We start from the raw sequence: 19,198 nt of genomic DNA on the forward strand, positions 1-19,198 counted from the left end.
CCGTTAGCCCAGGTCCAGCCTCGGCCAGTGCGACAGGTCTGCCAGCAGTTGCCGATCATGGGTGGCCACGACGACCGCCGCCTCCGTGCTCTCCAGCGCGGGTGTCAGTTCCTCCACGAGTGGGATCGACAGGTGGTTGGTCGGCTCATCGAGCAGGAGCACGTGTGGTTGCTCGGCCAGCCGCATCGCCAGGTCAAGCCTCCGCAGCTGCCCCTTGGACAGCCTGCTCACCGGGGTGCGGCGTGCCACCCCGTCGAGCAGCCCGTAGGACCCCAACGACGTTTCCTGTCCCCTGGTGAGCACACCACGGCTAACCAGTTGACCCAGCTTGGTGTCAAACGCCTGCTCAGCGGTCCCACTCGAGCTCAACCGTGAAGTCTCCTGAGTCACCAGAGTGATCCGAGCGTGCTGCCCCCTGTGCAGGCCACCGTGGCTCGGCTCCAGCACACCGGCGAGCACCGCGAGCAGCGTGGACTTGCCCGCGCCGTTGGCGCCGGTCACCAACAACCGATCACCGGATCGCATGGCCAGCGAGACCGGGCTGCCTAGCCGGTCGGTCTCGCTCACCTCCTCGGCCCGCACCAGGGTGGAGGTCCGCGCCCGCGGGAGAGTCGGCATACGGAAGGTCAGTGGCGGCTCTGGCACGTCCACCTCAAACTCCTCCAGCGCCGCCTGTCCGCGGTGCAGCGCCTGGACAATGCCTGGCGCGGCCGACTGCCGGGTGTGCTTGCCGGTCCCCCTGTCGGGCCGCCAGCCGGTGCTCAGACGGTCCTGTGCAGCCCGCACGGAGTCCTGCAATCGGGCCCTCTCGGCCACCTGCGCCTCGTGGTCCTGGCGCCAGCGGGCCAGCTCGGCTCGGCGTCCCTGCTGCCACCCGTCATAGCCGCCGCCGTAGACGCGCGGACGGCCGTCGCGCGTGGGGTCGAGGTCGATGACCTGGTCCGCCACCTCCTGGAGCAGGGCACGATCGTGGCTCACGACGACGACCCCGCCCGGGTGCCGCAGGATCCGGTCGGTGAGGAAGCGCAGCCCGGCGGCATCCAGGTGGTTGGTGGGCTCGTCGAGCAACAGGAAGTCAACCTCTGCACCAAGCAGGCAGGCCAGCCGGACCCGATAGCGCTGGCCGACAGACAGTTCCGCCAGCAGGCGATCTCGGTCCGTGCACGCCCCCAGAGCGTCCAGGGCCAACTCGAGTCGGCGGTCCGCGTCCCAGGCATCAAAGCGCTCGGCACGATCGAGCGCGTCGGCATAGCGCTGGTCGGCCTCCTCCTCGCCGTCCGCGAGTGCCTGGGTCGCGAGATCGAACTCGGCAAGGGCGGCGCGGGCACCGGCCACCGCCTCGTCGGTCAGGTCGCCCACAGTCGGCGTGGTGTCGACGTCCATCTCCTGCTCGGCCAGGCCGATCCTGCCGACGACGCGCACCGTGCCGCTCGTGGGCACCAGGTGACCGGCGAGGGCGTGCAGCAGGGTGGACTTGCCCCGACCGTTCTCACCCACGACAGCCAGACGTGATCGCGGCCCCACGGTCAGTCCGACCCGGTCCAGGACCAGGGTGCCTCCGCGGGTGATCGACAGATCCGTCGCGATGAGTTGGGCCCGATCGCGGGCAGGGACGCCATCGCCACTGTCGTGGCGCCGTGAGGATGAAGAAACAACTGGAAACGTGGTCAAGAGAACTCCGCACTCCGAAGGTGGAGCCGGGCACAGCGATGGCCGCCCGGCGTGAACGCTCGGACGGCGGCGTGGTGACGCGAGTGGGTCAGGGCCGCCGTCAGCGGCGGATCCGGAGCCTCATCGTCGCGATGGCTGCGTGTCTCATACGTTCAAGCGTACGCATCCAGCGGGGCGGGTGCACATGGTTTGTCCTGCGGCTCGGGACGGCACCGGCGAAGCCTGCGACCGGGCACGGGCGGGCAGCCACAGATCAGCTGCGCCGCAACAGGTCACGTGCGCCGCAACAGGTCCCGCACCTCGCCGGCAGACTCGGCGACCAGGGCACGGGCTGCCAGGTCCTGCAGGTCGGGCAGCGTCGATCGGCGCAGTGCGTCCTTGACCCCCGGGACGGAGGCCGCGGTGGCACTGAGCTCGGTGACGCCGAGCCCGACGAGCAGGCGCGCCACGTCGGGGTCGCTGGCCGCGTCCCCGCACAGGCACACGTCAATCCCTTCTGCCACCCCCGTCACCGTCGCCCGGATGAGTTGCAGCACTGCGGGATCAACGACATCGGACAACTCGGCGAGTGCGGGATTGCCACGTTCTGCCGCCAGTGTGTATTGCACCAGGTCGTTGCTGCCGATGCTGACGAAGTCCAGCAGTGTTGACAGGGCCTCAGGGCGCAGCGCCGCGGCCGGCACCTCGATCATGATGCCGACCTCAAGGGCGTCTGGCCTCCCGTCCGGCAACCGACCTGCGGCCTCGTCCAGGCGGGCCAGGGCCCAGTTCACCTCCTCGACGGTGGTCACCATCGGGAACATCACCCGCACTCGGGACTCCCGCGCCACCCGGCAGATCGCCTCGAGCTGATCGATGAGCAGCGTCGCGTCCCCACGGAAGGCGCGGAGCCCGCGCTGCCCCAGGAACGGGTTGGCCTCGGCCTGCTGCGGGTGGAACGGCAAGGGCTTGTCCCCGCCGACGTCCCAGGTGCGGATGGTGATCGTGGCGCCCGACAGCTCCTCCGAGATCCGCTCGAAGGTGCTGACCTGCTCGGCGACGCTCGGAGCGGTCGCGCGGTCGCCGAAGAGCGCCTCCGTGCGCACCAGGCCCGACCCGTCTGCGCCCGAGGCGGCCGCCAGCGAGGCATCCTCGATGCTGGCGAGGTTTGCCTTCACCAGCACCTCGTGCCCGTCGATGGTGACGGCTGGTTCGGCCGCGGTCTGCAGCATCCGACGGCGCGCGCTGGACCGGTCGGAGAGCAAGGACTCGAACTCACCGCGCGTCTCCAGGTCGGGGCCGATCTCCAACCGCCTCGACCGCACGTCGAAGGCGACGAGCGTCCCTTCCGAGATCCCCTGTGCCGCACTGGCCCCCGTCAGCACCGGTAGACCCCGGGCGCGGGCGAGGAGGACTCCGTGCCCGGTCGAGCCGCCACCGATCGTGATCACTCCGAGGATCCGCGTGGGGTCGAGGAGCACGGCCGTGGCCGGGTCGAGCTCTTGGACGACGAGCACCCCAGAGCGGTCACTGGCACCGGACTCCACACCACTGAGCGCTCGGAGCAGGCGCTCCCCCACACTGGTCACATCGGCCCCGCGCTCTCGCTGATAGGGGTCGGTTAACCCCTCGAACTGTCCCCGCAGCTCAGCCACCCTCCCTCTGAGCGCGGCGGGCGCACTCTGCCCCGACCGTATGCCGTCACGCACCGGAGCGTCCAGGGCCGGGTCCCCGAGCATGGCCAGGTGGGCCTGGAAGACCGCAGCCTCGTCAGCTCCGACGCGCTCGGTCGTGCGGGCGACCAGTTCGGTGAGCTCTCGAGCAGCTTGCCCCAGGGCCCGGTCGAGCGCGGCGAGCTCGGTGTCGACATCGCCCGGCGCATAGTCATCAAGGGTGATCGGCCCATCCGGCAGCACGACGCGTCCGACCGCAGCCTCCAGCGCGAAGGTGGGGCCGGTCATGGCCTGCGCCGTCGCGCCAGTGCCAGTGCCAGTGCCAGCGTCGGGTCCGACGCGGGGCTCGGGCTGCGCGCCGGCGCGGGTTCCCCCACCACCGGCCTCCGGCGCAGCCAGATCACCAAACCCAGACTGCGCCAGGCTCTCCAGAGCGTCGAGCAGGTCCGCGGCTCCCGATCCCGAGGCAGACACCTCGATGCGATGTCCTTGCTGAGCATCGAGAGTGGCGATGCCCGTCAGGCTGCGCCCGTCAACCGGCCCACTCCCGGTGTCGAGGTTGCGCACCTGCACGTCCACTCCCCGGTGCCTGCCGACCTCACTCACAAAGCGTGCGGCCGGCCTTGCGTGCAACCCGTGCGGGGCATGCACGGCCAGCTCCCGGGTCAGCGCGTTCTCCGCTCCCGCGTCCCCCGTGTCCAGCGGTGCAGTGTCGCCCTCCCCACCAGGCGGCGGTGGTGCATCAGCAACCCCGGTCTCGGCCCCGAGATGGCGCGACTTGGCCACCAGACCCTGCTCCGCCTCGGCAGCGGCCGCTTCCAGGTCGGCTCCAGCGCCTGCCGCGACAGCCGCACCGACCAACCCCTCGATCAGCGGTGCGCTCGAGAGACGGACACGCTCGGCCACATCGGGGTCCACGAACTCAAGGGCCATCTCGGCCGACAGCACCGCACTGCCGAGGTCAAGCAGCACCAGGACACCGTCGCCGCTGTCCGCCTCGCCGATCGCCTCAGCGACGGCAGCAGCATCCGTGCCGAACGTCTCGGCATCTAGCCCCGCAGCCACCTTGATCGCTGGGCGGTTGTCCGGGTCGATCATCTCGCCGGCCAGGGCCACTGCAGCTTCGGCCAGGGCACGGCTGTGGCTGACAACGACGATCCCGATCATGAGCAGACCTTCCTGGGTGACGGAGGCGACAGAGCTGGACCAGCCCAAGGATGCGGCGGGCTGGGCTGGCCCGTGCGAGACCTCCCTGAGAGTGCGGATGCGCCGTACGAGACCTCCCTGAAAATGCGGGTGGACCGTACGAAACCTCTACGAAAATGCGGGTGGGGCGTACGAGACCTTTACGAAATTAGGTGAGGGTGCGCGCTGCCGACTCGAGCAACATCGTCGAGCTGGTCGCGCCCGGATCGAGGTGCCCCCTGCTGCGCTCCCCCAGATAGCTGGCGCGGCCCTTGCGGGCGATCAGCTCCTGCGTCGCGTCCCGTCCGGTGGCTGCGGCCTCCGCCGCGGCGCCCAGCGCGCCCGCCAGATCGCTGCCGGAACCGGCGGCCGAGTCGAACGCCTCCAGGGCGGGTGCCCACGCGTCATACATCGTCTTGTCGCCGGCCTCGGCCTTGCCCCGAGCCAGGATGCCCTCGACCCCGGCGCGCAGCCCTGCCCCGACCTCGGCCGCTCCGGCCTCCTCGACGTCGGCGAGGGCCCCGGCCATCCGCAGGAAGAACGTGCCATAGAGCGGACCGCTCGCACCGCCGACGTTGCTCACCAAGGTCATGCCGACCTTCTTGAGGTAGACGTCGATCGAGGCGAACTCCTCGGCGCCCGCCAACTCGGCGGCCTTGGCCATCCCGCGCTTCATGTTGCTGCCGTGGTCGGCGTCGCCGATGGCGCGGTCGAGGTCGGTCAGATAGTCCGCCTGGTCGTTGACCACCTCGGCATAGTCAGCGATCCAGGCGGTGAAGGATGCCAGGTTTGCCACTGTCACACCCCCCAGCGCAGACCGGGGGTGTTCACGGGGGCGTCCCAGAGCCCGATCAGGTCGTCGTCGGCCCGGAGCACGGTGACCGAGCAGCCGGCCATCTCCAGGCTGGTGATGTAGTTGCCGACCAGGTTGCGGGCAATGGTGACACCGGATTTCTCGAGGATCTGAGCCACCTCGTCAAACATCAGATAGAGCTCGAGGAGCGGGGTGCCGCCCATGCCGTTGAGCATCACGATCGCGCCGGAGTCTCCGGTGAAGTCCAGGTCGGACAGGATCGGCTCCAGGAGCATCTCGGCGACCTCCTTGGCCGGCGCCAGCGGCACGCGCTTGCGGCCCGGCTCACCGTGGATGCCGACGCCCATCTCCATCTCGTCCTCGGCCAGCTCGAAGGTTGGCTTGCCAGCGGCGGGCACGGTGCACGAGGTCAGGGCCATGCCCATCGAGCGGCCCCCCTCGTTGACCTTGGTGGCCAGGGCGGCACAGTCGGCCAACGAACGACCCTCCTCGGCCGCGGCGCCGACGATCTTCTCCAGCAGCACCGTCGTGCCGACTCCCCGCCGGCCAGCAGTGTAGAGCGAGTCCTGCACGGCCACGTCGTCATCGACCACGACCGACTGGACCTCGGTGCCCGCGTCGGCGGCGGCCAACTCGGCAGCCATCTCGAAGTTCATCACGTCGCCGGTGTAGTTCTTGACGATGTGCAGCACGCCCGCGCCACCGTCGACCTCCTTGGTCGCAGCCATCATCTGGTCCGGCACGGGCGAGGTGAAGACCTCGCCGGCGCACGCGGCATCGAGCATGCCGACACCGACCAGGCCACCGTGCATGGGTTCGTGGCCGGAGCCCCCGCCAGAGACCAACCCGACCTTGCCGGGCCGGATCTTCTCAGCGCGATAGACGACCCGGTTCTCCAGGTCCACCCGCAGGCGGTCGGAGTGGGCGGCAGCCATTCCTCGAAGCGCCTCGACGACGACGTCGGCGGGGTCGTTGATCAGTTTCTTCATGGCCCCAGCCAACCACCGAACGGTGCTGGCCACCAGAGGAACGGACTACTCGCTCATTCCCTCGGTCAGCGGATAGGTGCTGTAACGCGGTGTGCCTCTGTCGACCCCTCGGACCACGACGCGGAACCGGTCGACGACGCCCACCTCCCCCGGCCTGGCCTCGACCTCCCCCGGGATCTGCACGGCGCAGACCACCGTGGCCCCGACGTCGGCCGGCAGGTCCTCAGGGCAGTCGACCGACTCCAGCGTCCAGCCTCGGCCCTCGGCCTGCTGGACGATGCTGGCCTCGAGGTCCTCCGATGCGACAGGGCCCCCGCAGCCGGTGATCAGCAACACGACCGCGGCCAGCCCCAGGGTGGCCCGCGTTGCCCTGGTCCTGCCCACCACAGCCCCCGCCGCCTCCACCAGCCCGCGTTCTACTGGGTGTCCTCGGCCAACAGCGGCATCAGGGTGTATTGCACGTTGTCGCCATCCACCTCGGTGACCGTCAGCTCGTAGCGATCGAACTGGCCCTCGGGCCCACTCATCTGCACATCACAGGTCAGCGTCGCGCCCACTTCTGCGGGCAGACCTTCTGGACAGTCGACGGACGACACCGTGAGTCCATGGCCCTCGGCCTCCTCGGTGATCGTCGCCTCCAGATCATCGGCGGAGACCTCCTTGGAGCACCCACTGACCAGGAGCGCCAACGCCGCCACAGCCACCCCGAGCACAGCCTTCTGACGCATCGCCTTCTGGCGCAGTGCCTTTCGTGGCATTGCCTTCTGGCGCACTGCCTTTCGGGGCACTGCCCCTGTCAGCGCCGTCTCCTCGCCCACCGTCTGCATCTTCTGATCCCTCCCCATGGTCGACCCAGCCTGTCCCGGCCAGCCTAGCCACACGGCATACGGATCGACGCACTCACCGAGCACCGCCGCAGCGGCGCCGTCCTCAGAAGCCGAGGCGCTGCAGCTGCTTGGGGTCGCGCTGCCAGTCCTTGGCGACCTTGACGTGCAGATCCAGGAAGACCTTGTGCCCGATGATCGCCTCGATGCCGGCTCGTGCCTGCGCCCCGACATCGCGCAGCCGAGAGCCGCCCCTGCCGATGATGATCGCCTTCTGGCTCGGTCGCTCGACGAAGATGTTGACCCGCACGTCGGTCAGGGGCCGGTCCTCAGGCCGGTCCGGGCGGGGCACGACCTCATCGACCACGACGGCCAGGGAGTGCGGCAACTCATCGCGCACACCCTCCAGCGCCGCCTCCCGCACGAGCTCGGCGATCATGACGATGGTCGGCTCGTCCGTGAGCACGTCGTCGGGATAGAGCTTGGGCGAGGCCGGCAGATAGGACGCCAGCACCTCGGCCACGTCCTCAACCTGGTCGCCCTTGGTCGCCGAGCACGGCACGATCGCGTCCCAGGTGCCGAGCTGATCGATGGCGATGAGGTGCTCCGCCAGCCGCTGCCGATCGACCTTGTCGGACTTGGTCGCCAGGGCCACGACGGGCACCTTCTTGGCCCGTTGAAGGTCGGCCAGGTCACGCGCGATGAAGGCGTCGCCCGGCCCCGGTCGCTGGTCGGCCGGGAGGCAGAAACCGATCACGTCAACGTCCAGCAGCGTCTCGCGGACCAGGTCGTTGAGACGCTGGCCAAGCAGCGTGCGGGGCCGGTGCAGCCCGGGGGTGTCCACCAGGATCAGCTGATATTCCTCCGTCGTGCGGATCCCCCGGATCGCGTGCCGCGTGGTCTGCGGCTTGCTGGAGGTGATCGCGACCTTCTCCCCCACCAGGGCGTTGGTCAGGGTCGACTTGCCGGCGTTGGGTCGGCCGACGACGCAGGCAAAACCGGCGCGGTATGCCGAGGGCTCGGCCGGTTGCCGAACCGCACCCTCGTCCTGGGTCTGGTTGTCCTGGGTCGGGTCGTGCTGGGTGTTCACTCGGTGTCCTCCGACTCGTGATCGGAGCCACCCGGGGTGGCGGACTCCTCGTCGTCATCCTGCTCCGGCTCCACCCGGGCGACCAGGACGGTGGCCACCCGGCGGCGGCGGCCGGCCATCCGCTCGGCCGTCAGACGCAGCCCAGCGACCTCCGCCCAGGATCCCACGATGGGGACCATGCCGATCTCGGCCGCGAGGACCCCGCCGACGGAGTCGACGTCCTCGGTCTCGATCTCGACGTCGAACATCTCGTTGAGATCATCGACCGGCATCGTGGCGGGCACCCGGACCGAGCCGTCCTCGAGGGTCTCCACCTCCACGACGTCACGGTCATACTCGTCGGTGATCTCGCCGACGATCTCCTCGAGGATGTCCTCGATGGTGACCAACCCGGCGGTGCCGCCGTATTCGTCGATCACGATCGCGATGTGCAGCCGGTCCCGCTGCATCTCCCGCAGCAGGCCGTCGACAGACTTGGACTCGGGGATCCGCTGCACCGGGCGCATCAGCTCGGTGACCGCGTCCTTGCTGTTGTCCGCATTGGCGTTGACGGCCCGTGCGACGTCCTTGAAATAGAGGATGCCTAGCACGTCGTCCGTGCCCTCCCCGATGACCGGGATGCGGCTGAAGCCCGAGCGCAGGAACAGCGACATCGCCTGTCGCAGCGCGCGGTCCTGGCGGATCGAGACCATGTCGGGCCTGGGCACCATGACCTCGCGGGCCACGGTGTCACCCAGCTCGAAGATCGAGTGGATCATCTCGCGCTCGCCGGCCTCGATCACCGAGCTCTCCCCGGCGAGGTCGAGCAGGTCCCGCAGCTCGGCCTCGCTGGCAAAGGGCCCCTCGGCGAACCCGCGGCCGGGGGTCACCGCGTTGCCGAAGACCACCAGCACCTTGGCCAGCGGCCCGAGCAGGACGCGCAGCACCCGGATGACCGGCGCGGACATCAGCGCGACCTTTTCGACGTGCTGTCGGCCCAGGGTGCGCGGGGAGACCCCGACGACCACGAAGGAGATGACGGTCATGATGCCCACGGCGATCAGCGCCGTGCGCCAGTGGCTGTCGGTCTGGGTGTCGACGGCAACCGTCACGGCAACCGCGGTGATGGCCTCGGCCAGCACCCGCGTGAAGGCGGCGACGGCCAGATAGGGCGCCGGGTCCGCGACGATCCGGGCGAGGGCCTCGGCCCCGCGCTGGTCATCTGGCAACTGCTCGACCCGGTGCCGCGAGACGCGCAGCAGCGCGGTCTCGCTGGCGGACAGCAGGAAAGCGACGAGAGTCGCCAGGACGGCGACAACGATCAGGGTGATCAACGGCGTGCCTCAGTGCTCGGAACGGGCGTTGGGCGCCGCGGTGGTGGTGCGGCCCCGCTGGGCCAGATAGGTCAGCAGCAGGGTGCGCTGCAACTCGAACATCTCGCGCTCCTCAGCCGGCTCGGCGTGGTCGAAGCCGAGCAGGTGCAGGATGCCGTGCGTGGTCAGCAGCAGGATCTCGTCCTCGACGCTGTGACCGGCGTCCTTGGCCTGCTTGCGTGCCACGGACGGGCAGAGCACGACGTCGCCGAGCACTCCCTCGGGTGTCTCCGTGTCCGACCCCGGGCGCAGCTCGTCCATCGGGAAACTCATCACGTCGGTCGGGCCGGGCAGGTCCATCCACTGCACGTGCAGGGCCTCCATGGCCGACTCGTCGACCAGGGTGATCGCCAGCTCGGTGCGGGGGTGGACCCGCAACTGGTCGAGCACGTGCCGGCCCAGGTCGTGCAACTCCTGCTCGCCGACGGGCGAAGGCACCTCCCCGGACTCGTTGAGGACCTCGATGCTCACCGGTCACCGTCCTGCGTCCGACCCTCGTCGTGCTTGCCGTAGGCCTCGACGATCGAGCTCACGAGCCGGTGGCGCACCACATCGGCGCTGGTCAGCGTCGCGAAGTGGATGTCCTCGACACCGGCCAGGATGTCCCGGACCACACGCAGTCCCGAGCTGGTGCCCTTCGGCAGGTCGACCTGGGTGACGTCACCGGTGACGACCATCTTGGAGGCAAAGCCCAGGCGCGTCAGGAACATCTTCATCTGCTCGGCCGAGGTGTTTTGTGCCTCGTCCAGGATGATGAACGCATCGTTCAGCGTGCGGCCACGCATATAAGCCAGCGGCGCGACCTCGATCGTGCCGGACGCCATCAGGCGCGGGATCGAGTCGGGGTCGACCATGTCGTGCAGTGCGTCATACAACGGCCGCAGATAGGGGTCGATCTTGTCGTTGAGGGTGCCGGGCAGAAAGCCGAGCCGCTCGCCGGCCTCCACCGCCGGGCGGGTCAGGATGATCCGGTTGACCTGCTTGGCCTGCAGGGCCGCGACGGCCTTGGCCATCGCCAGATAGGTCTTGCCGGTGCCGGCGGGGCCGATGCCGAAGACGATGGTGTGCTGATCGATCGCGTCGACATAGCGCTTCTGGTGCAGCGTCTTGGGTCGGATCGTGCGGCCGCGGTTGCTGATGATGTTCATCGTCAGCACGTCGGCGGGGCGCTCGGCCGAGGCGCTGCGCAGCATGCCGATCGAGCGCTCGACCGCGTCCCGATTCAGCGGCTGTCCGGCCGCGGCGATCACCACGAGCTCGTCGATGAGACGCTCGATGATCGCGACGTCCTCGGAGGGACCGGTGAGGCGGAACTCGTTGCCGCGCACCATGACGTCGACGCGTGGGAACGAGCGCTCCATGGTCTTGAGCAGCTCGTCGCGCGGCCCCAGCAGGGCCGCCATCGACGTCTCCGGCGGGATCACCACCGTGTGGGCAGGCGCGGGCGCCCCCTCGCTCGGCGTCGTCTCGGTCAGGTCGGTGTCTGGGGTGGCGGCGTCAGCCGTCCCAGGATGGTGAGGGTCTGTCATCAGGTGGCCGAGTCTAGCGTTGCCCCGGGCCGACAGGCCCGAGCTTTTGGGCACCCAGCACGTGGACGTGCACGTGGAAGACCTCCTGGCCGGCGTCAGCCCCCACATTGCTCACGACGCGGTAGCCGCTGTCCTCGATGCCCTCACGGCGCGCGACCTCGCGTGCTGCTGTGAACAGCTCCGCCACGCTGGTCGGGTCGTCGTCAGCCATCTGGCCCAGGGTGTCCTCGTGGGACTTGGGGATCACCAGGACGTGGCTGTTGGCCCGCGGCGTGATGTCGCGAAAGGCCAGGACGGTGTCGGTCTCATAGACCGTGTCGTTGGGGATGTCCCCCGCCACGATCGTGCAGAAGAGGCAGTCGCTCGATGTCGCCATGCCTCAACGTTAGCCGGGCACGCCGACGAAGCAGTGCTCGCCTCAGGCCGGTCGGGAGCGGGCCGCGGTGGTGACCGCCGCCAGACCGGCCACCACCGAGGCGATCGCGACGGCGAGGAACGCACTGTGGTGCGAGCCGGCATACAGCGCGGTGAACACGGCACCGACCACGGCGAGGATCACGGCAGAGGCGAGTGCCTCACTGACCTGGAGCGAGGACGAGTTCCGTCCGAGCACCGCGGGGGCGGACAGGCGCATCGTCAACAGCGAGGTGGTCGGATAGGCGATGCCGACCCCCGCCTGGGTCAGCCCCCAGATGACCAGCACCGTCCAGCCGGGCCAGTCCAGCCAGACCGAGACGACCAGCAGGCTCAGGCCGAGCAGGGTGATCGAGGTGCCGGTCACCATGACCCGCACCCGGTCGACCGTGTCCCGCAGGCTGCCCTGGAGCCAGGAACCGCCGGCCCAGGTCACCGCACCCACCGCCAGGGCCGCGCCTGCCTCGGCGGGGCTGTAGCCGTGCAGGTCCTGCAACAGCAGCGGCAGGTAGGCCTCGGCAGCCATGAAGGAGGCACCGATCGCGCCCCGCGCGGAGATCACCGAGGGCAGACCGCGGCCGAGCGTGAAGGTGCCCGGCGGCATGAGCCGCCAGGCCGCGACCCCGAGCGCGATGGCGAAGGGCAGCCCGATCAGCACGTCCCGCGCCGAGATCTCCTCCCCACCCAGGTTGAGCACCCCGACGCTGCCAGCGGCCAGCACCGCCCACAGGATCGTGCTGACGCTGAGATAGGGCGCGTCCTCGCTGGGCTCGGTGCGTCCCAGCGCCGGCAGCAGCACGGCGACGCTGATCACCACGAGCGGCACGACGCTGAGGAAGACCCAGCGCCAGCCGGCATGCTCGACCAGCAGACCGGTCACGACGGGGCCGATCAGTCCTGGCAGCACCCAGGCGGCCGCGAGCAGCGAGAACATCCGGGGCCGCAGGTCATCGGGGATCCCCTGCGCGATCACGACATAGATCGCCACCATCGCCAGGCCGGTGCCCAGTCCCTGCAGACCGCGAGCGGCGACGAACAGCTCCATGCTCGTGCTCAGGCCAGCGCCCAGCAGGCCCGCGCTGAAGGTCGCGGCACCCACGAGCAGCACCGCGCGCGGCCCGGAGCGGTCGGTCCACCAGCCACCCAGGATCATCCCGATGACGCTGGCGGCGATGGTGGCGCCGAAGGCCAGGGCATACAGCCCCAGCCCGTCCAGCGCCCTCGCCACGGTGGGCATGGCCGTGCCGACGGCGATGTATTCGATCGCGAACAGCGAGATCAGCGCCGTCGTCCCGATCGAGACCGGCCGGTTCTCCGGAGAGAGCAGCGAGAGCGCGGGCGAGGAAGATCGTGCGGGAGCCGGCTGGCCCGTCAGGCCCATCGGGACCGACCGCTGAGCAGAGCGATCGCGGCGGCCCCGGCCGTCGAGGTGCGCAGGACGGTGCTGCCCAGGCGGACGGTGCGGGCTCCGGCCCCCACCATCGCCTGGGTCTCCTCCGGGCTGATGCCACCCTCCGGGCCGACCACCAGCAGCACCTCGCCGCTGGGTGGCAGGTCCACGCCCGCCAGGGGCTCGGTGGCCTCCTCGTGGAGCACGAGGGCGAGGTCGGCCGCCGCCACGCGCTCCATCACCGCCCGCCGGTCAGCCAACGGGGCGATCGCAGGCACCCGCGCCCGCCGGGCCTGCTTGGTCGCGGCGCGCACGGTGCGCTCCCACTTGGCCTGTCCCTTGGCGGCGCGCTCGCCCCGCCAGACCACGACGCTGCGGGCAGCGGCCCAGGGCACGACCTCGTCGACGCCCAGCTCGGTGCCGACCTCAATGGCCAGCAGGTCGCGGTCACCCTTGGCCAGTGCCTGCACCAGTGTGAAGCGCGGATCGGCCGCTGGCTCGTCGCCGATCTCCTCGACCGTCAGCGTGAGCTCGCCCCTGCCGACGGCACTGACCCGGCCGTGGGCCTGCCGCCCGGTGCCGTCGGCCACGAGGATTTGCTCACCCACCGCGAGGCGGGTCACCGTGGCCGCGTGCTTGCCCTCCGGCCCGTCGAGGCGGACCGCCTCACCGACGGCGACGGCGGCCAGGGCCCCGTCGTCGACGAAGAACAGCGGCGCGCTCACCGTGCGGAGAAGGCTTCCTTGAGTTTGCCGAGGAAGCCGTTGTTGGCAGGTGCGAGCCGGCCCTCGGGGCGGGACTCTCCGCGCTCCTCGGCCAGCCGGGCCAGCAGGTCACGCTGGTTGTCGTCGAGCTTGGTCGGCACCCGCACGTCCAGGTGGACGATGAGGTCGCCACGACCCGAGCCGCGCAGGTGGGTCACACCCTGCCCGTCCAGGGTGACGGTGTCCTGCGGCTGGCTGCCGGCCTGCAGGTCGACCTCGGTCGGACCGTCGAAGGTCTCCACGGTCAGCGTCGCGCCGAGGGCCGCGGCGGTCATCGGGACCTGGACCGAGCAGTGCAGGTCATCCCCGCGCCGGCGGAAGGTGTCGTGCGGGCGGACCGCGATCTCGACGTAGAGGTCACCCGCTCCGCCACCACCGGGGCCGACCTCACCCTCGCCGGACAGCTGGATGCGGGTGCCGGAGTCAACCCCGCCCGGCACCTTGATGGTCAGGTCACGACGCGCGCGGATGCGCCCGTCACCGGCGCAGTCGACACACGGCTGCTCGATGATCTCGCCGAACCCACGGCACTCGGGGCACGGACGGGTGGTCATCACCTGGCCCAGGAAGGAGCGCTGCACCGACTGGACCTCTCCGCGGCCCGAGCAACTGGAGCAGGTGCGGGTGCCGGTGCCGGGCTGGCTGCCGGAGCCGGTGCAGGTGGCACACCGGGTCGCGGTGTCGATGACCACGGTCTCCTGGTTGCCGAAGACGGCCGTGCGCAGGTCGATGTCCAGACGCACGAGAGCATCCTGGCCGCGCTGGGTGCGCGAGCGCGGGCCACGGGATCCGGCCGCCGCACCCCCAAAGAAGGCGTCCATGATGTCCGTGAAGCTGAACCCCTGGCCGAAGTTCTGGTTCGCCCCGGCATACGGATCCTGGCCCCGGTCGTAGGCCGCCCGCTTGGTGGAGTCCGACAGCACGTCGTAGGCCTGGCTCACCTTCTTGAACTCAGCCTCTGCCTCGGGTCCCGGGTTCACGTCAGGGTGCAGGCGACGCGCCCGCTTGTGATAGGCCTTCTTGATGTCCTGTGCGTTGGCGTCACGGGACACGCCGAGATCGGCGTAGTAGTCGTTCACTGAAAAACCTCTCTAGCTGTCCAGGATCTCGGACACGTAGTGCGCGACCGCCCGCACCGACGTCATCGTCGTCGGGTAGTCCATCCGGGTCGGACCGACGACACCCAGGCCGCCGGCACTGCCGTAGTTGGTCGTGATCACCGACGTCGACTGGAAGCCCTCGTAAGGGTTCTCGGCACCGATGCTCACCGCAACAGCGTCGTCGTCGATCAACGTGCTCATGCTGGACATCAACTTCAGCAGGACCACATGTTCTTCCAAGGCCTCGAGCACAGGCCCGATGGAGCGAGGGAAGTCAGTGACCACGCGGGCCAGGTTGGCGGTGCCGGCCAGGACCACGCGCTCCTCAGTCTGCGCCAGCAGGGCGTCTCCGAGCGAATCGACCACTGCCTCGGCCACCGGTCGGTCGGCCTGCGCGATGGTCTCCAGCGCCGCGCCCAGGCGGGCCGAGACGTCCGGCAGCGGCCGGCCTGTTGCCTCGGCGTTGAGCATGGCCCGGACGTCCTGGATGGTCTGCTCGCCGCCCAGACCGGTCATCTCCCGGCCGACGTCGACAACACGCTGCTCGACCCGCCCGGTGTTGACGATCAGGACCACCATCAGGCGCGATCCGCCCACGGCGACCAGCTCGATGTGCCGGACCGTGGAGCGCGACAGCGAGGGATACTGCATGACCGCGACCTGATTGGTCAGCGAGGCCAGCAGCCGCACCGAGCGGCCGACGACGTCGTCGAGGTCGACCGCGCCGGCCAGGAACTCCTCGATCGCCCGGCGCTCGGCCTTGGTCATCGGTTTGATGGCGGCCAGACGGTCGACAAAGAGCCGATAACCCGCGTCGGTGGGAATGCGTCCTGCGCTGGTGTGCGGGGCCGCGATCAGGCCCTCCTCCTCCAGCAGCGCCATGTCGTTGCGGACGGTCGCGGCCGAGACGCCCAGCTGGTGGCGCTCCAGCAGCGCCTTGGAGCCGACCGGCTCAGACGTGCGCACATAGTCCTGGACGATGGCACGCAGCACGTGCAGCCGTCGTTCGTCGCTGGTCACACCGGTCACCTCCTTCGCCCCTGGCACTCTGACCTGCCGAGTGCCAGTCTACGACGAAGTCCGGCTCCAGCGTGTGTTCTGGGAGAGCCAGCACGCGTTTCCCTGTGAGATTGACGACACGCCGTCGCCGTGAGTGGCCCCAGGGGCGGCAGTGCCAGTACAACTGAGGTGGTTGCCCTGCCTGGTATGAGCCTGCAGGGACCCCGGCTTGTCCAGAGCCGTCACAGATGAGGTGTGGGCCCTTCGCGCAGTATGAGTGCGCGAAGGGCCCACGGTGTGTCCGGCGTGATGCTCCGAACGACCAGACAAGGAGTCGATGGCTCGCGCCACCCCATCACGGGTGGTGGTCACCGGGACGAGCCCGGATCGCGAATCCACGACGAAGCCTTGCGGTCAGCGCCTCGTCTCCGAGGTGCGTAGGACAGTTCTAGCCTCCTTCCGCGGCCAGCGCAAGGGGTCCCGGCAGAAAAGTTTGAGAACTTTGGCATGTCACGGCGTGTCGCGACAGGAAACGCCGCCACGCATGCTCCGGGAGCAGCCACGACGGACCGGCGGTTGTCCTCGTCGTGTCGTGTTGTCTCGTCGTGTCGTGGCGTCTCGACGTGTCGGGGACGTCCTGTCGGTGTCGGTCCCTACGCTGGTCGGGTGAGTGATCGATATGGCACCGACGTCCTGTCCGGTGACTGGCGCGCCCCGCGCGGCGGCCGGGCCGTCCCCACCGAGGCCGAGACCGGCCTCGTCGTCGAGGACGTCCAGACCGGCTATGTGGGCGCCATTGTGCAGGTCGAGAAGGCCGGCGGCATGCAGGTGGTGCACCTGGAGGACCGCCGCGGCAGAGTCAAGGGCTTCCCCCTGGGCCCCGGCTTCCTCCTGGACGGCAAGCCGGTCGTGCTCACTCCCCCGACGGCCGCGGCCCGCCAGGCGCTCACCGCAGCCAGGGCAGCGACCTCCCGCACTGCCAGCGGCTCCCGGGCCGTGGCGCACGCGCCTGCCAAGGTCGCCGCGGGCTCACGCATCTTTGTCGAGGGGCGCCACGACGCCGAGCTCGTGGAGAAGATCTGGGGCGACGACCTGCGCGTCGAGGGTGTCGTGGTCGAGCTCCTCGAGGGCGTGGACGACCTGTCGGCCGTCATCCGCGACTTTGCGCCGTCCCGAGACCGCCGGATGGGCGTGCTGGTCGATCACCTGGTGCCCGGCACCAAGGAGGACCGCATCGTGCGCGCCGCCGAGAAACTGCCCCAGTCGCGCTGGGTGCGCATCCTCGGCCACCCCTATGTCGACGTCTGGCAGTCCGTTCGCCCCGCCCGCCTGGGTCTGGACGCCTGGCCGGTCATCGAGCGGGGGCGGCCGTGGAAGCAGTCCGTGCTCGCCGAACTAGGCTGGGCCCATGCCACGCAGGCCGATGTTGCGCGAGGATGGAAACAGATCCTGGCCACCGTGCGTTCTTACAGTGACCTCGAGCCCTCGCTGCTGGCCAGCGTCGAGGAACTGATCGACTTCGTCACCGTCCCACAGGAGGACTGACATGACAGACAACCCGCAGTGGCAGGAGGGGCAGCCTCCGCCGCCCCCGCCGAACAACCCTGAGCCCCACGGCACCGCAGGACAGCCGTATGCCGGTGGGCCGGCACAGCCACCCAACGCACCCCAGCAGGGCGACGGCTGGCAGAACCAGCAGGGTCAACCCCAGCACGGCCAGCCCCAGAGCGGTTGGTCCCAGCAGGGTCAACCCCAACAGGGTCAACCCCAGGGCGGTTGGCAGGGGCAAGGCGCCTATCAGCACAACCAGCAGCCCGCGGGTGATGAGCGCACCTGGATGATCCTGGCCCACCTGTCCGCACCGATTGCCATGATCGTGAGCGCGGGATGGCTGACCATCCTCGGCCCGTTGCTGGTGTGGCTGTTCAAGAAGGACAGCAGCCCAGCGGTGCGTCAGGCAGCAGCTGGCGCCTTCAACTTCAATCTCTCGTTCTGGCTGATGACCGTCGTGGGCTGGATCTGCTTCTTCACCATCGTCCTGATCCCGGTCGCCCTCATCATCTGGGTCGTCGTCTTTATCGTGGCGGTCTACACCCACCTGCGCGGTGCGTGGCTGGCGTCCAAGGGAGAGATCTACAAGTACCCGTTCCAGCTGCCGGTCCTGAGCTGACTGCGCCCCAGGTCAGCTGGCGAGCAGGCGGTGCACGACCGTGTCCGCCAGCAACCGGCCGCGCACGGTGAGGACCGCGCGGCCGGCCAGGGCGGCACGCCCGTCGATCAACTCGTCCGCGATCAGGCCAGCGACGGCGCCGCGCCCGGCACCGTCCACCAGACGCAGGTCCAGCCCCTCGACCAGGCGGATGCCGAGCAGGATGTCCTCGTCATGACGCTGCTCCGCCGTCAGCACCTCGCGGCCCGCCCCCGGCGAGACGCCTGAGGCGACGCGATCGGCATACGGCGCAGGGTGTTTGACGTTCCACCAGCGCACGCCACCGACGTGGCTGTGGGCTCCCGGACCGATCCCCCACCAGTCGGCGCCGCGCCAGTAGTTGATGTTGTGCAGACACCGATTCGCCTCTGCCCGAGCCCAGTTGCTGATCTCATACCAGCCATACCCGGCACCCGCGAGGATCTGCTCGGCCAACTCATACTTGTCGGCCTCATCGTCGTCATCGGGCATGGTGACGACGCCGCGGCGCACCTGCGCGGCCAGCTTGGTGCCCTGCTCAACCACGAGCGCATACGCGCTCACGTGGTCTGGCCGCAGCTCGATCACCGACTCCAGGCTGGTGCGCCAGTCCTCCAGCGACTCCCCCGGTGTCCCATAGATCAGATCGAGGCTGACCTGCATGCCTGCTGCTCGCACGGCAGCGACCGCTGTGCTCACGTTGGCCGGGTTGTGGGTGCGCTCCAGGGTGGCCAGCACGTGCGGCACGGCCGACTGCATCCCCAGGCTGACCCGCGTGAAACCGCCGGCCGCCAACTCCTCGGCCACCGCCGGGGTGATGGTGTCCGGGTTGGCCTCGGTCGTGACCTCGGCGCCGGGCTCGAGGCCGAACTGCTCACGGATCCCGTCGAGCACCCGCACCAGGTCGCGGGGCGGCAGCATCGTGGGGGTGCCACCCCCGACGAAGACGGTTGCCACCTCAGGGACGTTGTCCCCCAACACTTCCCGCGCAATGCCCAGCTCGGCGAGGGCTGCGTCTGCATAGGTGTCCACGGTCGCGCCGTGACCGCCCAGCTCGGGCACGGTGTAGGTGTTGAAGTCGCAATAGCCGCAACGCACCCGACAGAACGGCACGTGCACATAGAGCCCGAACGGAGCCTTCCCCACGTCGGCACTGGCACCCGCCGGGAGCCGACCATCCGCAGGCACGGGCTCACCCACGGGCTGGACTGACGGCATACGGCCCATTGTCTCAGCA

General features: G+C 69.6%; 18 protein-coding genes. 2 read left to right on the forward strand and 16 right to left on the reverse strand.

Annotated features, from left to right (window positions below):
- Nucleotides 1-3: 3 nt before the first annotated feature.
- The 15 genes from NF556_RS12655 to hrcA form a co-directional block, all read right to left on the reverse strand.
- Nucleotides 4-1,671 carry an ABC-F family ATP-binding cassette domain-containing protein gene (locus NF556_RS12655; RefSeq protein WP_252591286.1) on the reverse strand — a complete coding sequence of 556 codons (1,668 nt, stop codon included), beginning with the start codon at nucleotides 1,669-1,671 and terminating at the stop codon, nucleotides 4-6.
- 272 nt (nucleotides 1,672-1,943) lie between these two features.
- A complete protein-coding gene (gene ptsP / locus NF556_RS12660; protein ID WP_252591287.1) occupies nucleotides 1,944-4,490 on the reverse strand; it encodes a phosphoenolpyruvate--protein phosphotransferase in 2,547 nt (848 codons plus the stop codon).
- A gap of 187 nt (nucleotides 4,491-4,677) precedes the next feature.
- The gene (gene dhaL, locus NF556_RS12665) at nucleotides 4,678-5,304 is read right to left on the reverse strand and encodes a dihydroxyacetone kinase subunit DhaL (RefSeq protein ID WP_252591288.1); all 627 of its coding nucleotides are present in this window, start codon (nucleotides 5,302-5,304) and stop codon (nucleotides 4,678-4,680) included.
- 2 nt (nucleotides 5,305-5,306) lie between these two features.
- The gene (dhaK, locus tag NF556_RS12670) at nucleotides 5,307-6,311 is read right to left on the reverse strand and encodes a dihydroxyacetone kinase subunit DhaK (protein ID WP_252591289.1); all 1,005 of its coding nucleotides are present in this window, start codon (nucleotides 6,309-6,311) and stop codon (nucleotides 5,307-5,309) included.
- 45 nt (nucleotides 6,312-6,356) lie between these two features.
- Nucleotides 6,357-6,695 carry a DUF4333 domain-containing protein gene (locus tag NF556_RS12675; protein ID WP_252591290.1) on the reverse strand — a complete coding sequence of 113 codons (339 nt, stop codon included), beginning with the start codon at nucleotides 6,693-6,695 and terminating at the stop codon, nucleotides 6,357-6,359.
- Nucleotides 6,696-6,727: 32 nt separating this feature from the next.
- Nucleotides 6,728-7,156 (reverse strand): DUF4333 domain-containing protein, encoded by a 429-nt coding sequence (locus tag NF556_RS12680; RefSeq protein ID WP_252591291.1) that lies wholly within the window; start codon nucleotides 7,154-7,156, stop codon nucleotides 6,728-6,730.
- An 85-nt stretch (nucleotides 7,157-7,241) separates the two neighbouring features.
- Nucleotides 7,242-8,225 (reverse strand): GTPase Era, encoded by a 984-nt coding sequence (gene era / locus NF556_RS12685; RefSeq protein ID WP_252591292.1) that lies wholly within the window; start codon nucleotides 8,223-8,225, stop codon nucleotides 7,242-7,244.
- Nucleotides 8,222-9,538: a hemolysin family protein gene (locus NF556_RS12690; protein WP_252591293.1), complete on the reverse strand. Its 1,317-nt coding sequence runs from the start codon at nucleotides 9,536-9,538 to the stop codon at nucleotides 8,222-8,224. The genes era and NF556_RS12690 overlap by 4 nt, the downstream gene beginning before the upstream one ends.
- Nucleotides 9,539-9,547: 9 nt before the next feature.
- Entirely contained in the window at nucleotides 9,548-10,048 is a 501-nt protein-coding gene (gene ybeY, locus NF556_RS12695) for an rRNA maturation RNase YbeY (protein WP_252591294.1), read from the reverse strand.
- Entirely contained in the window at nucleotides 10,045-11,106 is a 1,062-nt protein-coding gene (locus NF556_RS12700) for a PhoH family protein (protein ID WP_252591295.1), read from the reverse strand. Before NF556_RS12700 ends, ybeY begins: the two co-directional genes overlap by 4 nt.
- A gap of 13 nt (nucleotides 11,107-11,119) precedes the next feature.
- On the reverse strand, nucleotides 11,120-11,482 hold the full coding sequence (locus NF556_RS12705) for a histidine triad nucleotide-binding protein (protein WP_252591296.1): 363 nt from the start codon (nucleotides 11,480-11,482) through the stop codon (nucleotides 11,120-11,122).
- A gap of 42 nt (nucleotides 11,483-11,524) precedes the next feature.
- A complete protein-coding gene (locus tag NF556_RS12710) occupies nucleotides 11,525-12,901 on the reverse strand; it encodes an MFS transporter (RefSeq protein WP_252591297.1) in 1,377 nt (458 codons plus the stop codon).
- Nucleotides 12,892-13,635 (reverse strand): 16S rRNA (uracil(1498)-N(3))-methyltransferase, encoded by a 744-nt coding sequence (locus NF556_RS12715; protein ID WP_252591298.1) that lies wholly within the window; start codon nucleotides 13,633-13,635, stop codon nucleotides 12,892-12,894. The genes NF556_RS12710 and NF556_RS12715 overlap by 10 nt, the downstream gene beginning before the upstream one ends.
- Nucleotides 13,632-14,753 carry a molecular chaperone DnaJ gene (gene dnaJ / locus NF556_RS12720; protein WP_252591299.1) on the reverse strand — a complete coding sequence of 374 codons (1,122 nt, stop codon included), beginning with the start codon at nucleotides 14,751-14,753 and terminating at the stop codon, nucleotides 13,632-13,634. The genes NF556_RS12715 and dnaJ overlap by 4 nt, the downstream gene beginning before the upstream one ends.
- Nucleotides 14,754-14,765: 12 nt before the next feature.
- On the reverse strand, nucleotides 14,766-15,794 hold the full coding sequence (gene hrcA, locus NF556_RS12725; RefSeq protein WP_252591300.1) for a heat-inducible transcriptional repressor HrcA: 1,029 nt from the start codon (nucleotides 15,792-15,794) through the stop codon (nucleotides 14,766-14,768).
- A 645-nt stretch (nucleotides 15,795-16,439) separates the two neighbouring features.
- Between hrcA and NF556_RS12730 the strand changes: the two genes are divergently transcribed.
- The gene (locus NF556_RS12730; protein WP_252591301.1) at nucleotides 16,440-17,318 is read left to right on the forward strand and encodes a DUF3097 family protein; all 879 of its coding nucleotides are present in this window, start codon (nucleotides 16,440-16,442) and stop codon (nucleotides 17,316-17,318) included.
- Nucleotide 17,319: 1 nt separating this feature from the next.
- Nucleotides 17,320-17,943, forward strand: coding sequence for a DUF4870 domain-containing protein (locus NF556_RS12735; protein ID WP_252591302.1), 624 nt, complete (start codon nucleotides 17,320-17,322; stop codon nucleotides 17,941-17,943).
- Nucleotides 17,944-17,955: 12 nt separating this feature from the next.
- Here NF556_RS12735 and hemW read toward each other — a convergent pair whose 3' ends face one another.
- Nucleotides 17,956-19,179 (reverse strand): radical SAM family heme chaperone HemW, encoded by a 1,224-nt coding sequence (hemW, locus tag NF556_RS12740; RefSeq protein WP_252591303.1) that lies wholly within the window; start codon nucleotides 19,177-19,179, stop codon nucleotides 17,956-17,958.
- Between the last annotated feature and the right edge of the window lie 19 nt (nucleotides 19,180-19,198).

Source organism: Ornithinimicrobium faecis (genome assembly GCF_023923225.1).
GTDB classification, from domain to species: domain Bacteria; phylum Actinomycetota; class Actinomycetes; order Actinomycetales; family Dermatophilaceae; genus Ornithinicoccus; species Ornithinicoccus faecis.